The organism is Streptomyces sp. NPDC036984 (assembly GCF_055607665.1).
Map to the genome: position 1 here is coordinate 69549 of NZ_JBVJRL010000014.1, position 14852 is coordinate 84400.

Below are 14852 nucleotides of genomic sequence, written 5' to 3' on the forward strand. Positions count from 1 at the left end.
GAGCCCATGGAGGATTCAGCCGTGGTCACCGCCATCCGCGAGGCCGTCGAATCGCCCGCCGTGGGCGGCTCACCGGTGATTCTCGAGGCGCCGGAGGGCTTGGGCCTGACAGAACTGGCGGCCGAAGTCGGCCGGTGGGCAGGCAGACCCCGTAACATCGCCGCCGGCGGTTTCACCGACCCGTCGCTCACCGAGGCCACCGGACTGCCGCTCGTCGAGCCGTTCGGGGAGGGGCTGCTGGAGATGCGGGGCTGGGCCCACCGGTCTCACTGGTTCGGTTGCGGCCTTGTGGCCACGCCGGATCGAGAGCGCACGGTGGTGGTCGTGGCGAGACGGGCGGATCCTGCCTTCACAGGTTTCCCCGAGGGCGCCTCCTGGGCCGAAAAGCTGCGCACGCTCACCGGCTGGGAACCGGTGCCGCGGCCGGCCGTCGACTGGCCTGCCGTCGAGGCCGATCTGGGTACCGCGCTGCCGGGCGACTACAAGGAGATCGTGGACCTCTTCGGTCCGGGCGGATTCGACGAGTATGTCGGCCTCCTCGCGCCGGGAGCCCGGGGCATGGATCTCGTGGACTGGGCCAAGAGGTACGGGGAGGAGGGGATCTTGCGGTGGGGATCGTCGGAGGAGGGGTGGGACTTCGTCTGGCAGACAGGGGCGGCCGACCCGGACCACTGGCCCGTCCTCCTGGGCCAGTTCGGTGACTGGGAACGATTCGACTGCGGTCTGGGGGAGTTCCTCGTCCGCATGCTCACGGACCGCATGTACGGATTCCCGCCAAGCCGCCTGGAAGGTCACGTCTTTCGCCGTCACGATCTGGGATCCGTCGAGGGTGAAGTGCACTCCATCCGGCAGACTCACCCTCATGGAGACTTCCGACTTCCTTGAAACCTTGGACCGTGAGGGCCAGTTGCTGGCGGCGGCTGCCGCTGTGGCGGGGCCCGAGGCCAAGGTGCCGACCTGCCCCGAGTGGCAGGTCCGCGACCTGCTGCGGCACACCGGCACGGTGCACCGGTGGGCCGCCACCCTCGTCGCCGAGGGGCTCACCGCGCCCCGGCCCATGGGCGAGGCGCCGGAGCTGGACGGCGCCGCGCTGGTGGGCTGGTACCGGGACAGCCACCGCCTGCTGCTGGACACCCTGGCCGCCGCCCCCGCCGACCTGGAGTGCTGGACCTTCCATCCCGCGCCCAACCCGTCGCCGCTTGCGTTCTGGACCCGGCGCCAGGCACACGAGACGACCCTGCACCGGTACGACGCCGAGGCGGCGCGCGGCGGTACGCCGTCCCCGATCGCACCTGACTTCGCGGTGGACGGTATCGACGAGCTGCTGCGCGGCTTCCACGCCCGTTCCCGGAGCCGGGTGCGCAGCGAGGAACCACGGGTGCTGCGGGTGCGCGCGCTGGACGCGGCGGCGGACGCGGTGTGGACCGTACGGCTCACCGCCGAGCCGCCCGTGACCGCGCGAGCGGCGGAGGGGGCGGCCGATGCCGAACTGTCCGGCCCGGCCGATCAGTTGTACCTGGCGCTGTGGAACCGGACGGAAGTACCGCAGGTGACCGGCGAGCCGGCACTCGCGGCCCTGTGGAAGGAGCTCTCGGCGATCTGACGCCCGGTCAGTCGCCGTCGACGAGCATCCGCGCCAACACCGCGCGCTGCACCGGCCGTACCTCGCCGTGCAGCGCGCGTCCCTTCGCCGTGAGCGCCACGCGCACCCCGCGCCGGTCCTCCGGACACATGGCCCGCTCGACCAGGCCGTCCTTTTCCAGGCGGCCGATGAGCCGGGACAGCGCACTCTGGCTGAGATGGACCCGGTCGGAGATCTCCTGGACGCGGTAGGCACAGCCGCCGTCCGCCGCCGCGCCCTCGGCCAGCAGGTCGAGCACCTCGAAGTCGCTTGCGCACAGGCCGTGCCCGTGCAGCGCCCGGTCCAATTCGCACTGCGTGCGGGCATGCAGCGCCAGGATGTCCCGCCACTGGTCCACGAGCGCCTGCTCGGCCTTCGTCGCCGCCATGAGCGCACGGTAGCAGAGAAACGCGATCGTTGCACCGTAATTAAATGCGCTTGCATTCGATGCATGCGCATGTAGTCTCGTCGGCATGACCTCTCCGCTCACCACCTCCGCGGTTCCGTCCCCGGCGGCTCGCTGGACCCCCCGGCTGTGGGGCACCCTGCTGGTGCTGTGCGCCGCGATGTTCCTGGACGCCCTGGACGTGTCGATGGTCGGCGTCGCGCTGCCGTCCATCGGTTCCGATCTGCACCTGTCCACGTCGGCCCTCCAGTGGGTCGTCAGCGGCTACATCCTCGGTTACGGCGGCCTGCTCCTCCTCGGCGGCCGGACCGCCGACCTGCTCGGCCGGCGCCAGGTGTTCCTGGTCGCGCTCGGTGTCTTCGCGGTGGCCTCGCTGCTCGGCGGACTCGTGGACTCGGGGCCGCTGCTGATCGCCAGCCGCTTCATCAAGGGTCTGAGCGCGGCCTTCACGGCACCGGCGGGCCTGTCGATCATCACGACGACGTTCCCGGAGGGCCCCCTGCGCAACCGGGCTCTGTCGATCTACACCACCTGCGGCGCCACCGGCTACTCCATGGGACTCGTGTTCTCCGGCCTGCTCACCGAGGCCAGCTGGCGGTTCACCATGCTGCTGCCCGCACCGGTCGCGCTGCTCGCCCTGCTCGTCGGCATGAAGCTGCTGCCGCGCACCGAGCGCGAACGCGGCCAGGGCGGCTACGACATCCCGGGTGCCGTCCTCGGCACCGCCTCGATGCTGCTGCTGGTCTTCACCGTCGTCCAGGCGCCCGAAGCCGGCTGGGCCTCGGCCCGCACGATCCTTTCCTTCCTCGCCGTCGCCGTCATGCTGGCCGTCTTCGTCCTCGTCGAGCTGCGCAGCCCGAGCCCGCTGATCCGGCTCGGGGTGCTGCGCTCCGGCCCCCAGGTCCGGGCCCAGCTGGGCGCGTTGACGTTCGTCGGCAGCTACATGGGCTTCCAGTTCCTGGTCACGCTCTACATGCAGCAGGTGCTGGGCTGGTCGGCGCTGCACACCGCGCTCGCCTTCCTGCCGGCCGGCGCGCTGGTGGCGCTCTCCGCGACCAAGGTCGGCGCGGTCATCGACCGGTTCGGCACCCCGCGCCTCATCGTGCTCGGCTTCATCTTCATGGCAGCCGGATACGCGCTGTTCCTGCGCGTCGACCTGAACCCGGTCTACGCGGCCGTGATCCTGCCGACCATGCTGCTGGTCGGCCTGGGCTTCGCGGTGACCTTCCCGTCCCTCAACGTCCAGGCCACCAACGGCGTGGACGAGCACGAGCAGGGCATGGTCTCCGGTCTGCTCAACACCTCGGTGCAGGTGGGCGGCGCGATCTTCCTGGCCGTCGTGACGGCCGTGATCACCGCGCACGCCCCCGAGAAGGCCACGCCGCAGGCCGTCCTGGACAGCTACCGGCCCGGTCTGGTCGTGGTCACGCTCATCGCCGTCGTGGGGCTGCTGCTGTCGCTGAGCGGACTGCGCCGGTCCCGGCAGGGGCAGTCCGTCGTGGTCGCCAAGTCCACCGTGCGGGAGGCGGACGCGGAGCGCGTGCCGGTCCGTGACTAGGGGGACCGCCTCCACGAGTGCGCCCGGCGGGAGTTCCTTGCCCCGCCGGGCGCACGCCTGTGAAACTGAGGGAATGTACGCACACGGGGGCCGCCGTACCACGGCGGAGCGGGACGCGGCGACAGTCGAGATCGGCTACGCGCTGGTCAGCGCCGCGTTCGCGGCGGCGGTGCTGTACGGCGCGGTGGCCGGGCCCGCGCTGCTCCTCGCCCTGCCCGGACTGCTCGCCGCGGCCCTGCTGCGGCTGGGTCTGACCGGCGCCGCGGTGGTGTTCGTGGCTCGGGTGGTGAGCGTCCTGGTGCGCTTCCGGCAGCAGTCCCGCTCCGGCCTGCCGCGGCCGGGAGAGGAGACCTAGCCCAGCCAGCCCGGTCGCACCAGCCCCGACTCGTAGGCCATGACCACGAGTTGGGCGCGGTCGCGGGCGCCCAGTTTCACCATCGTCCGGCTCACATGTGTCTTTGCGGTGAGCGGGCTCACCACCAGCCGGCGGGCGATCTCCTCGTTGGACAGGCCGATGCCGACCAGCGCCATCACCTCCCGCTCCCGTTCGGTGAGCCGGGTGAGGGCCCCGGCCGCCGCGGGCTGTTTGGAGCGGGCCGCGAACTCGGCGATCAGCCGGCGGGTGACGCCGGGCGACAGCAGTGCGTCACCGTCGACCACCGACCGTACGGCGCGCAGGAGTTCGTCGGGCTCGGTGTCTTTCACCAGAAAGCCCGAGGCGCCCGCGCGAATCGCCTCGAAGACGTACTCGTCCAGTTCGAACGTGGTGAGCATGACCACCTTCACCTCGGCCGGCCCGGCGTCGGAGGTGATGCGCCGGGTCGCGGCGAGGCCGTCCAGCAGCGGCATGCGGATGTCCATGAGGACGACGTCCGGCCGGAGTTCGCGCACCCGGCGCACCGCCTCCTCGCCGTCGGCCGCCTCGCCGGCCACCTCGATGTCCGGCTGTGCGTCGAGCAGCGCCCTGAAACCGGCCCGCACCAGCGACTGGTCGTCGGCGAGCAGTACCCGGATCACTGGCCCTCCCTGAGGTGCGACGGCAGAACGGCGAGCACCCGGAAGCCGCCGTCGGGGCGCGGGCCCGCCTCGATGGTGCCACCCAGCGCGGCGGCCCGCTCCCGCATGCCGGCCAGCCCGTTCCCGCTGCCCCCGGCGTCCGCGCCGGTCGCCGGTCCGTCGTCGTCGACCCGCAGCCGCAACTCGCCGTCGCCGTAGCCAAAGCGCACGCGCGCGTGCCGCGATCCGGAATGCCGTACGACGTTGGTCAGGGCCTCCTGAAGGATGCGGAAGGCGGCCAGGTCGGCGCCGGGCGGCAGCCGTGGCGGCTCGCCCTCGGTCGCGACGGTCAGGCCGGCGGCCGCGGCCTGTTCCACCAGCTCCGGCAGCCGGTCCAGGCCGGGCGCGGGGGCGCGGGGTGCGGCGCCCGGCGCGCGCAGCGTGCCGAGGACCTGGCGCACCTCCCCCAGCGCTTCCTTGCTGGCGGCCTTGATGGTGGTGAGCGCCGCCCGCGCCTGCTCGGGGTCGCTGTCGAGCAGCGCGAGGCCCATGCTCGCCTGGACGTTGATGACGGAGATGCTGTGCGCGAGGACGTCGTGCAGCTCGCGGGCCATGCGCAGCCGTTCCTCGTCCGCGCGCCGGCGCGCCGCCTGGGCGCGGTCCGCGCGCTCCCGGGCCCACTGCTCGCGCCGCACGCGGGCCAGTTCGGAGAGGGCGACGACGGCGAGCACCCAGGTGGCGACCACGATCTCCTGGCCCAGGCCGGCGGCGCGATCCCCGGCGGGCGGGAGCCGGCGGTAGAGCCGGAGCGCGATGAGGACGTGGCCGGCCCACAGCAGCCCGACGGCCGCCCAGGCGGCCCGCCGGTGTCCGGCGGCCACCGCGCCGAAGCAGCCGACGGCGACGGTCAGGAACACGGGTCCGTACGGGTAGCCCGCGGCCAGATAGCCGAGGGCCACGCCCGCCGTGCCGAAGGCCACGGCCACGGGGTGGCGGTGCCGCCACAGGAGCGGGAGACAGGCGAGGACCAGCAGCACGCGCGCGTAGCCGTCGAGGGGCACCCGGTGGTGCTGGACGTGTGCGGAGAAACTGGTGCCGATCAGCACGAAGACGGTGATCAGCAGGGTGGAGCGCCACGGCCGGCGGTCGGGGTGCGGCTCCGGGTCGTCCGGGGCGTTGTGCCACGGGGGCCCGTGCCGCCACCACGGCCCGGGGGCGTGCTGCTCTTCCATGGACGCCACGCTAGACGCCGTCCGGCCGGGAGGGCGTCAGCCGGTCGAGGTGCTCGCTCGTACTCCCGGGGAAGTACACGGCGGCACGTCCGGGCGGGGGCGCGGGGCCGCGCCGTACGGCCCCGGTTCCCGGCCCGGGTGAGTGCCGTCCCACCACGGACTCACCGCTGCCGCGCCGGGGCCCGGCGGCGGTGGAAGTGCCTACCGCAGCCCCACGCCCTCGGCGAGCCGTGCCACCGCGTGCCGGAAGAAGGCCGGCCGGTCCTCGACCACGTTGGTGAACTGGCCGAACAGCTCGAAGCTGACCAGCCCGAACAGCTGGGCCCAGGCGGCGATCAGGGCCGCCATCACCTGCGGCGGGAGTTCCGGCGCAAGGTCGGCGGCCATGCGCTCGGCCTCGGGACGCAACTCGGCCGGGAGGGACGGCTCGGCGAGGCCGCGGCCCTGGTGGGCTTCCCGGACGATGCCGATGAAGACGAGGCCGACCCGGGCCGCGGCCGGGACGGTGGTCTCGGGCGCGGAGTAACCGGGCACGGGTGAGCCGTAGATCAGCGCGTACTCGTGCGGGTGGGCGAGCGCCCAGCCGCGCACCGCCTCGCACACGGCCGCCCAGCGGGCCGTCGGCGGGGCGTCAAAGGTGGCGTCCCGGGCCTTTTCCGCGGCTTCGCCGAGGGAGTCGTAGGCGTCGATGATCAGGGCGGTGAGCAGGTCGTCGCGGCTCGGGAAGTAGCGGTAGACGGCCGAGGAGACCATGCCCAGCTCGCGGGCGACGGCCCGCAGGGAGAGCTTGGCCGCGCCCTCCGCCGCCAGCTGGCGGCGCGCCGCCTCCTTGATGGCCGCGGTGATTTCCTGCCTGGCCCGTGCGCGGGCGCCCTGTGCGGTGCTCATGCCGGCAGTGTCCCACGAAAGGAGAGCGGTGCACACGAACGAGATCACCGAGCAAAAAAGAGAGCACTGCTCTTGCTCTAGGGCACTTGCCTGCCCCAGACTGGAGTCAACCGAGAGCACTGCTCTCCCGATCGGCCGTGGGGGTCACGATGTCGTCTTCGCCGTACTACCTCAAGGGCAGCCCGCTCAACGTCCGCCTCAACAGCCTGATCGGCTGGCTCGCCCGGCACGGGCTCAGCCTCGCCGGCAGCGCCGAGATGTCCGTGCCCGGCCGCAAGAGCGGCAAGATGCAGCGGATCCCGGTCAACCCGCACACGTACGACGGCGGGCAGTATCTGGTCTCCGCGCGCGGACACTCGCAGTGGGTGCGGAACATGCGCGCCGCCGGCGGCGGCGAACTGCGCGTCGGCCGCAAGGTGCGCACCTTCACCGCGGTGGAGCTTCCCGACACCGAGAAGCTCCCCCTCCTGCGGACCTACCTGGAGAAGTGGGGCTGGGAGGTCAACCAGTACTTCGACGGGGTGACGGCCAAGTCGTCCGACACGGAGATCATCGCCTGCGCGCCCGACCACCCGGTCTTCCGCATCACCGTCACGAACTGACGGGTTCCTCCGCCGAAACGGCCGGGCCCCGGTCCAGCGCGGCCAGGGCACGCTGGGCGATCGGGTGGGAGCGGACGAGCTCGCCCAGCGAGGTCGAGCCCTGCGTGATGTCCCTGAACGCCCGCCAGGCCGGACGGAAGCCGGTGAGGGCCGCATGGAAGAGGCCGGGGCGCTTCTCGAACACGGTCAGCAGCCGCTTGCCGACGGCCATCTCGACGCCGAGCCCGGCCTTGATCGCGAACGCGTAGTTCAGTGCCTGGCGCCGGGTGTCCACGGCGTCGTGCGCCTCGGCGATCCGGACCGCCCACTCCCCCGCCAGCCGGCCCGAGCGCAGCGCGAAGGAGATGCCCTCGCGGGTCCACGGCTCCAGCAGTCCCGCCGCGTCCCCGCAGACCAGCACCCGGCCCCGGGACAGCGGTGAGTCGTCGGCGCGACAGCGGGTCAGGTGCCCGGAGGAGATGGCGGGCTCGAAGCCGGCGAGGCCCAGGCGCGCGATGAAGTCCTCCAAGTACCGCTTGGTGGCGGCGCCCTCACCTCGCGCGGAGATCACGCCGACGGTCAGCGTGTCACCCTTGGGGAACACCCAGCCGTAACTGCCCGGCATCGGGCCCCAGTCGATGAGGACCCGGCCCTGCCAGTCCTCGGCGACCGTCTCCGGCACCGGGATCTCCGCCTCCAGGCCGAGGTCGACCCGGTCGAGCTTCACGCCGACGTGGGCCCCTATCCGGCTGGCGCTGCCGTCGGCGCCGACGACCGCGCGGGCCAGCACCGTCTCCCCGCCCTGGAGGACGACGGCGACCGTGCGCCGGTCCGGCACCGCCGAGCCGTGCTGCTCGACCCGCTGCACGGTGACGCCCGTACGCAGCTCGGCGCCCGCCTTCTGCGCGTGCTCGACCAGCTGCTGGTCGAACTCGGGGCGGTTGATCAGGCCGAACAGCATCTGCTTGGAGCGGCGGGTGCGGGTGAAGCGGCCGTTGTGGGAGAAGGTGACCGCGTGCACGCGGTCCCGGAAGGGCAGCTCGAAGCCGGGCGGCAGCGCGTCGCGCGAGGGGCCGATGATGCCGCCGCCGCATGTCTTGTAGCGAGGCAACTCGGCCTTCTCCAGCAACAGCACGCGCCGTCCCGCGACGGCCGCCGCGTACGCGGCCGAGGCGCCCGCGGGTCCGGCGCCCACCACGACGACGTCCCAGACCCGCCGCACGTCGTCCGCTGAAGAGTTCTCGCCGCTCACGATGGTCTACCGCTCCGATCAAGCCGCTGCCAGTGTCCTGTCGCATCCTACGGCGGCCGTCCCTGCGAACCGCTGTGGGAGGATCGGTGTACTCACCCCGTACAACGTCGCACCCACGAGGAGCGTGCCCATGCCGTCGAATCCGGTCGCCGAGACCGTCGCCTCGCTGCTGCCCCGGGCGAAGGCGGAGCTGACCGAGCTGGTCGCCTTCAAGTCGGTGGCCGACTTCGCGCAGTTCCCGAAGAGCGAGAGCGAGGCCGCCGCCAGCTGGATCGCCGACGCGCTGCGCGCCGAGGGCTTCACGGACGTGGCCCTGCTGGACACCCCGGACGGCACGCAGTCGGTGTACGGCTATCTGCCGGGCCCGGAGGGTGCGAAAACGGTTCTGCTCTACGCGCACTACGACGTCCAGCCCCCGCTGGACGAGGCCGGCTGGGCCACCCCGCCGTTCGAGCTGACCGAGCGGGACGGCCGCTGGTACGGCCGCGGGACCGCCGACTGCAAGGGCGGCTTCATCATGCACCTGCTCGCGCTGCGCGCCCTCAGGGCGAACGGCGGCGTCCCGGTCAACGTGAAGGTGATCGTGGAGGGCTCGGAGGAGCAGGGCACGGGCGGCCTGGAGCGGTACGCCGAGCAGCACCCCGAGTTGCTGGCGGCGGACACGATCGTCATCGGCGACACGGGCAACTTCCGGGTCGGCCTGCCGACGGTCACCACCACCCTGCGCGGCATGACCCTGATCCGGGTGCAGGTCGACACCCTGGCCGGCAATCTGCACTCGGGCCAGTTCGGCGGTGCCGCCCCGGACGCGCTGGCCGCGCTGATCCGGGCCCTGGACTCGCTGCGCGCCGAGGACGGCTCGACCACCGTCGACGGCCTGGACGCCCTCGCGAAGTGGGACGGCCTGGAGTACACGGAGGAGCAGTTCCGCACGGACGCCAAGGTGCTGGAGGGCGTCGAGCTGATCGGTGACGGCTCGGTCGCCGACCGCATCTGGGCCCGCCCGGCCGTCACCGTCCTCGGCATCGACTGCCCGCCGGTGGTCGGCGCCACCCCGTCGGTGCAGGCCGCCGCCCGCGCCTTGATCAGCCTGCGCGTGCCGCCGGGCGTGGACGCGGCGGAGGCCACCAAGCTGCTCCAGGCGCACATCGAGGCGCACACCCCGTGGGGTGCCCGGGTCACCACCGAGCAGATCGGCCAGGGCCAGCCGTTCCGCGCCGACACCTCCAGCCCCGCCTACCAGGCGATGGCCGACGCGATGGCGGTGGCCTACCCGGGCGAGACCATGCAGTACGCCGGCCAGGGCGGCTCGATCCCGCTGTGCAACACCCTCGCCGGCCTGTACCCGCGGGCGGAGATCCTGCTCATCGGGCTGAGCGAGCCGGAGGCGCAGATCCACGCGGTCAACGAGAGCGTGTCCCCCGAGGAGCTGGAGCGGCTGTCGGTCGCCGAGGCGCTGTTCCTGCGCAACTACGCGGCGGGCTGAACCGTTCTGCCGATGGCAGAGGGCCCTCGCCGACGGGCGGGGGCCCTCCCTACGGTAAGCGCATGGACGTCATCGAACTGCTTCCGCGGCTGCACCTGCTGCGCTTCCCGGTCGGTCAGGCCTATCTCTGGCGCGACGGCGACGAGTTGACCCTGATCGACGCGGGCCCGATCGGCTCCGGCCGGACGATCGCCGAGGCGATCAGGGGGCTGGGGCGCGCGCCGGAGGACGTACGGCGCGTCGTCCTGACCCATTTCCACGAGGATCACGCGGGCGGCGCGGGCGAGTTCGCCGCGCTGAGCGGGGCCGAGGTGCTGGCGCACCACCTGGACGCCCCGTTCGTACGCGGTGAACTGCCCGGCCCGCCGCCGAAGTTCGCGGACTGGGAGCTTCCGCTGCATGCGGAGGCGGTCCGGCAGCTGCCCGCGGGCCCGCCGGTGCCCCCGCCCTCGGTCACCGGCGTGGCGGACGGCGACGTGCTCGGCTTCGGCGGCGGCGCACGCGTGGTCCACGTCCCGGGGCACACGGACGGCAGCATCGCGCTGTTCCTGCCCGCCGAGGGGGTGCTGTTCACCGGGGACACGGTGGCGGCGGCTCCCACCGACGGGACGCCGATGCCGGGGGTGTTCAATCTCGACCGGACCCGGCTCCTCGCCTCGGTGGTCCGGTTGGCGGGCCTCGGTGCGCAGGTGGCGTGTTTCGGTCACGGCGACCCGGTCATGGCGGGCGCCACCGCCGCACTCCGCGCGCTCACCGCGGCGCCCGGTCAGCCGACCGGCACACCGGCCTCCAGATAGAGCGCGGTGCCCCGCTCCCGCGCGCGCAGCGCCCAGCGCAGCCGCTCGTAGCGGACCGGCGGCAGCATCGCGGCGGCCTCCTCCTCCGTGGCGAACCGCCAGGCGCGCAGCTCCGGGCCCGGCAGCAGCACCCGGGACGCCTCGCCGGACGCCAGCCGGCCACCGTCGAACAGCAGCCGCAGCCCGCCGAAGCCGGGCGGGGCGGGCCGCTCCCAGTCCACGACCAGCAGCCGGGGCACCTCCCGCAGCCGTATCCCGGTCTCCTCGGCGACCTCGCGCATCCCGGCGCGGGCCGGGGCCTCACCCCGCTCCACCACGCCCCCGGGGAACTCCCAGCCGGGTTTGTACGTGGGGTCGACGAGCAGCACCCGGTCCTGCTCGTCGAAGAGCAGCACCCCGGCGGCGAGCGTCTCGGCGGTCGGCTCGGGGGTCTGCACGATGTCGCAGGCGGGTACGGCACCACTGCCGACGGCGTCGGCGATGCGCACGGCGGTCTCGTACGGGGTCAGGGCGCTCGTGTCGAGCGGGTGGGCGTCGGCGGTGAGCCAGGAGGCGAGGGCGGCACGGTAGGGCTCGATGTGGTCGTACGACCACTGCCGCGTGCGTATCTCGCCGTCGGGCAGGTCGGGCGGGACCTCCCGCGCGGCTATCCGCTCGCGCAGGATCGTTTCGGCCGGGGCGAGGAGCAGATGGTGCACGGGTATCCGGCGGGCGGCGAGGCCGCCGAAGATCTCGTCGCGGTACTCCTGGCGGAGCAGGGTCATGGGCACCACGAGAGTGCCGCCCAGCTCGGCGAGCATCGCGGCGGCGGTGTCGACCACCAGCCGGCGCCAGATCGGCAGGTCCTGGAAGTCACCGACTTCGGCGAGACGCTTGGGCGGCAGCAGGTGCGCGAGCGCCCCGCCGATGACCTCGGGGTCGAAGAGCGCGCTGTTCGGGATCAGTTCGATCAGTTCCCGTGCGGTGGTGGTCTTCCCCGCACCGAACGCGCCGTTGATCCAGACGACGGTCACGGACTCCCCCTCTTCTGTTGGCCCCCTGGGGCTTGCCCGCTCCACCCTGCCACGGAAACCCTCTCCCGTTGAGGGCGCCCGTCCGCGCGCACACGGGAGTGCCGGTGCCCCCCTGTGGCGGGGGCACCGGCACACACGGCGCACAGCGGCGGCTCTAGTCCTGGTCGAGAGGGTCGTCCAAGGCCAGGCTGCCGTCGCCGACGAGGTGACCGGCCGAGTCGAGGGTGTCCGAGATGTTGAGGGCGCCGAGGGGTCCGTCGTCCGCCGCGTGGGACGGGGTGACGGCGGCCACGACGAATCCGGCGGCGAGGGTGGCGATGGCAAGCATGCTGCGCTTCTTCATGCGCTGATCAACTGCGCGGACGGCCAGGAGTCACGCGGAGCACCGCGGTTGCCCTCTTCGGGTCGACGGTCGTGCGGTGCGAGCCCGGTGGCGGAGATCAGCTGTGGAGGTCGCGCCCGGGCGCGCACAGGGGGTTCCCGCTGCGGCGTCACGGCGGACGAAGATCGCGGATTCGCCGCCGCTGACCGGGATCGCCCACGGGATGCCGCAGGTCATGCGCCCCCGACGCCTCCAGACAGCCGAGCACCGCTGTCACGGGAGCGGGGAAGGCAACGCCCTTGAGCGTGCACGCACATGAGTTCCCCCACGATCAACCTCAGTCGCCCTGGCCCCAGTCGGGCCGATCAAGCTGCATCAGACGAAACGTACCGGCTGTCCGGGTCCCGTGCTCATGCTGCACGAACAGGTCGGCCGTCCCTGCGGAGGCAAGCGAACACATCCGAACGGCCGATCAGCCATCCGGCAGGGAGCATTGGCCTCAACACCGCCCGTTCAGCCATTCAGGACGCACCTCTTCCAACACACTCCGACAGGTCCTACCGTAAACGCGCACCGATGACGCGTACATGCAGTCCGGCATGCCGGTCCGGGCCGGCGCATGCCGTCATCCCGCCTTTCGCGAGTCGGAGGAACGTCGACGATGCGTCACCCTCACACCCGCACCACCCGCCGCAGACTGGCCGGAGCACTCACCGCAGGGTTCCTGTGCGCGGCGGGCCTCGCCACACCCGCCGTCGCCGCACCCGCCCTCGCGGCGCCCGCGCACGCCCCCGCCGCGCCCGCCCTGGCCGACGGCCTCGCCCTCACGCCGCCCATGGGCTTCAACAACTGGAACTCCACGCACTGCCGCGCCGAGTTCAACGAGGACATGGTCAAGGGCATCGCGGACCTCTTCGTGGACAAGGGCCTGAAGCAGGCGGGCTACCAGTACGTCAACCTGGACGACTGCTGGGCCCTGCCGAACCGAGACGCGAACGGCCGGCTGGTGCCGGACCCGGTGCGCTTCCCGGGCGGCATCAAGGCGGTCGCGGACTACGTCCACGCCAAGGGCCTCAAGCTCGGCATCTACACCAGCGCCGGCACCAAGACGTGCAACAGCGCGGGGTTTCCGGGCGCCCTGGGCCACGAGTACAGCGACGCCCGGCAGTTCGCCGACTGGGGCGTGGACTACCTGAAGTACGACAACTGCAATAACCAGGGTGTGGACGCCAAGCAGCGCTACCGGACCATGCGGGACGCGCTCCAGGCGACCGGGCGGCCCATCGTCTACAGCATCTGCGAATGGGGCGAGAACAGGCCCTGGGAGTGGGCCGCGGACGTCGGCCACCTGTGGCGGACCACCGGTGACATCAGCGACAGCTGGAGCTCGATGCTGTCCCTCCTGAAGCAGAACCTCCCGCTCGCGCCGTACGCCGGCCCCGGCCACTGGAACGACCCCGACATGCTGGAGGTCGGCAACGGCGGCATGACGGACACCGAGTACCGCTCGCACTTCTCGCTCTGGTCGGTCATGGCCGCTCCGCTGCTGATCGGCACCGACCTGCGCAAGGCATCGCAGGCGACCTTCGACATCCTGGGCAACAAGGAGGTCATCGCCGTCGACCAGGACCCGCTCGGCAAGCAGGGCGCGGTCGTCTCCTCCGCGGGCGGGCGCTGGGTCGTCGCCAAGGAGATGAAGGACGGCAGCCGCGCGGTGGCCCTGTTCAACGAATCGGGCACCGCCCAGCGGATCGCCACCAGCGCGAGCGCCGTCGGCCTGCCGGACGCCGACGCCTACACCCTGCGGGACCTGTGGCAGCACCGCACGTACAACACCGCCGGCACCATAGCGGCCACCGTCCCGGCCCACGGCACGGTCCTGCTGCGCGTCGCGGCCGACCCGGGCTGGGCCGCCCACCCGCCCGCCGTCGAACTCGGCCTGGACGGCAGCCCCTTGCTGGCGGCGGGCACCCCGGCCACGCTGACCAGCACCGTCACCGGCCTCGGCCGCACCCCTGCGCGGCAGGTTTCCGTGGCCCTGACCGGCCCCGCCGGCTGGACCGTACGGCCCACCTCGGCGACCTCGGCCGCCGGACTCGCCACCGGCAGGACGCTCGGCACGGGCTGGCGGGTGACCGCACCGGCCGGGACCCCCGCCGGCTCCTACGGCCTCACGCTCCGGACGAGCTACCGCTCACCGTCCGGAACGCCGGTCACCATCGCGCTCCCGCTCACCGCGTCCGTCGTCGTGCCGCCGCCCTCCGGGACGTCGCACCTCGGCGACCTGCCCTGGCTGTCGGCCACCAGCGGCTGGGGGCCGGTGGAACGCGACACCAGCAACGGCGAGAGCGCCGCGGGCGACGGGCATCCGCTCACCATCGGCGGGACGGTGTACGCCAAGGGGCTCGGCGTCCACGCGCTCAGCGACATCTCCTTCTACACGGGCAAGGCCTGCGAGAAGGTCACCGCCGACGCCGGCGTGGACGACGAGAAGGGCACGAAGGGCACCGTCGCCTTCGAGATCTGGGCCGACGGCACGAAGGCCGCCGCCACCGGCGTCGTCACCAACGCGCTGCCCGCCCAGCCGGTCACCGCCGACGTCACCGGCGCCCAGGTGGTCCGGCTCGTCGTCACCGACGGCGGCGACGGCGTCGACTCCGACCACGCGGACTGGGCGAACGCGACGCTCAGCTGCTGACT

Annotated in this window: 15 protein-coding genes; 8 read left to right on the forward strand and 7 right to left on the reverse strand. The window is 72.7% G+C overall.

Features of this window, described 5'->3' with window-relative positions:
- Positions 1–21: 21 nt before the first annotated feature.
- Positions 22–885 carry a hypothetical protein gene (locus ACZ7DL_RS24490; protein WP_470777026.1) on the forward strand — a complete coding sequence of 288 codons (864 nt, stop codon included), beginning with the start codon at positions 22–24 and terminating at the stop codon, positions 883–885.
- On the forward strand, positions 863–1603 hold the full coding sequence (locus tag ACZ7DL_RS24495; RefSeq protein WP_470777028.1) for a maleylpyruvate isomerase family mycothiol-dependent enzyme: 741 nt from the start codon (positions 863–865) through the stop codon (positions 1601–1603). Before ACZ7DL_RS24490 ends, ACZ7DL_RS24495 begins: the two co-directional genes overlap by 23 nt.
- Positions 1604–1610: 7 nt before the next feature.
- On the opposite strand, the gene ACZ7DL_RS24500 is transcribed toward ACZ7DL_RS24495, so the two are convergent.
- Positions 1611–2009, reverse strand: a complete 399-nt coding sequence (locus tag ACZ7DL_RS24500; RefSeq protein WP_470777030.1) for a MarR family winged helix-turn-helix transcriptional regulator — start codon at positions 2007–2009, stop codon at positions 1611–1613.
- 85 nt (positions 2010–2094) lie between these two features.
- Between ACZ7DL_RS24500 and ACZ7DL_RS24505 the strand changes: the two genes are divergently transcribed.
- Together ACZ7DL_RS24505 and ACZ7DL_RS24510 are read left to right on the forward strand one after the other, a co-directional pair.
- Complete coding sequence (locus tag ACZ7DL_RS24505) at positions 2095–3585, forward strand: MFS transporter (RefSeq protein ID WP_470777031.1); 1491 nt, start codon at positions 2095–2097, stop codon at positions 3583–3585.
- Positions 3586–3658: 73 nt separating this feature from the next.
- On the forward strand, positions 3659–3940 hold the full coding sequence (locus ACZ7DL_RS24510) for a DUF6332 family protein (RefSeq protein ID WP_470777033.1): 282 nt from the start codon (positions 3659–3661) through the stop codon (positions 3938–3940).
- On the opposite strand, the gene ACZ7DL_RS24515 is transcribed toward ACZ7DL_RS24510, so the two are convergent.
- The 3 genes from ACZ7DL_RS24515 to ACZ7DL_RS24525 form a co-directional block, all read right to left on the reverse strand.
- Complete coding sequence (locus tag ACZ7DL_RS24515; protein ID WP_470777035.1) at positions 3937–4602, reverse strand: response regulator transcription factor; 666 nt, start codon at positions 4600–4602, stop codon at positions 3937–3939. The genes ACZ7DL_RS24510 and ACZ7DL_RS24515 overlap by 4 nt on opposite strands.
- Positions 4599–5813, reverse strand: a complete 1215-nt coding sequence (locus ACZ7DL_RS24520) for a sensor histidine kinase (protein WP_470777037.1) — start codon at positions 5811–5813, stop codon at positions 4599–4601. The genes ACZ7DL_RS24515 and ACZ7DL_RS24520 overlap by 4 nt, the downstream gene beginning before the upstream one ends.
- Before the next feature lie 201 nt (positions 5814–6014).
- A complete protein-coding gene (locus ACZ7DL_RS24525) occupies positions 6015–6701 on the reverse strand; it encodes a TetR/AcrR family transcriptional regulator (RefSeq protein ID WP_470777038.1) in 687 nt (228 codons plus the stop codon).
- Between the two features lie 149 nt (positions 6702–6850).
- On the opposite strand from ACZ7DL_RS24525, the gene ACZ7DL_RS24530 reads away from it, so the two are divergent.
- A complete protein-coding gene (locus tag ACZ7DL_RS24530; RefSeq protein WP_470777040.1) occupies positions 6851–7303 on the forward strand; it encodes a nitroreductase family deazaflavin-dependent oxidoreductase in 453 nt (150 codons plus the stop codon).
- On the opposite strand, the gene ACZ7DL_RS24535 is transcribed toward ACZ7DL_RS24530, so the two are convergent.
- Entirely contained in the window at positions 7293–8534 is a 1242-nt protein-coding gene (locus ACZ7DL_RS24535; protein ID WP_470777042.1) for a geranylgeranyl reductase family protein, read from the reverse strand. The two genes, ACZ7DL_RS24530 and ACZ7DL_RS24535, sit on opposite strands and share 11 nt — an antisense overlap.
- Before the next feature lie 130 nt (positions 8535–8664).
- Here ACZ7DL_RS24535 and ACZ7DL_RS24540 point away from each other — a divergent pair, with 130 nt between their 5' ends.
- Both ACZ7DL_RS24540 and ACZ7DL_RS24545 read left to right on the forward strand, forming a co-directional pair.
- Complete coding sequence (locus ACZ7DL_RS24540; protein ID WP_470777044.1) at positions 8665–10020, forward strand: M20/M25/M40 family metallo-hydrolase; 1356 nt, start codon at positions 8665–8667, stop codon at positions 10018–10020.
- A gap of 62 nt (positions 10021–10082) precedes the next feature.
- The gene (locus ACZ7DL_RS24545) at positions 10083–10817 is read left to right on the forward strand and encodes an MBL fold metallo-hydrolase (protein WP_470777046.1); all 735 of its coding nucleotides are present in this window, start codon (positions 10083–10085) and stop codon (positions 10815–10817) included.
- Here ACZ7DL_RS24545 and ACZ7DL_RS24550 read toward each other — a convergent pair.
- Positions 10787–11830 carry an NUDIX hydrolase gene (locus tag ACZ7DL_RS24550; protein ID WP_470777048.1) on the reverse strand — a complete coding sequence of 348 codons (1044 nt, stop codon included), beginning with the start codon at positions 11828–11830 and terminating at the stop codon, positions 10787–10789. The two genes, ACZ7DL_RS24545 and ACZ7DL_RS24550, sit on opposite strands and share 31 nt — an antisense overlap.
- 154 nt (positions 11831–11984) lie before the next feature.
- On the reverse strand, positions 11985–12173 hold the full coding sequence (locus tag ACZ7DL_RS24555; protein WP_470777050.1) for a hypothetical protein: 189 nt from the start codon (positions 12171–12173) through the stop codon (positions 11985–11987).
- Positions 12174–12813: 640 nt separating this feature from the next.
- On the opposite strand from ACZ7DL_RS24555, the gene ACZ7DL_RS24560 reads away from it, so the two are divergent.
- A complete protein-coding gene (locus tag ACZ7DL_RS24560; protein ID WP_470777052.1) occupies positions 12814–14850 on the forward strand; it encodes an NPCBM/NEW2 domain-containing protein in 2037 nt (678 codons plus the stop codon).
- Positions 14851–14852: the final 2 nt, after the last annotated feature.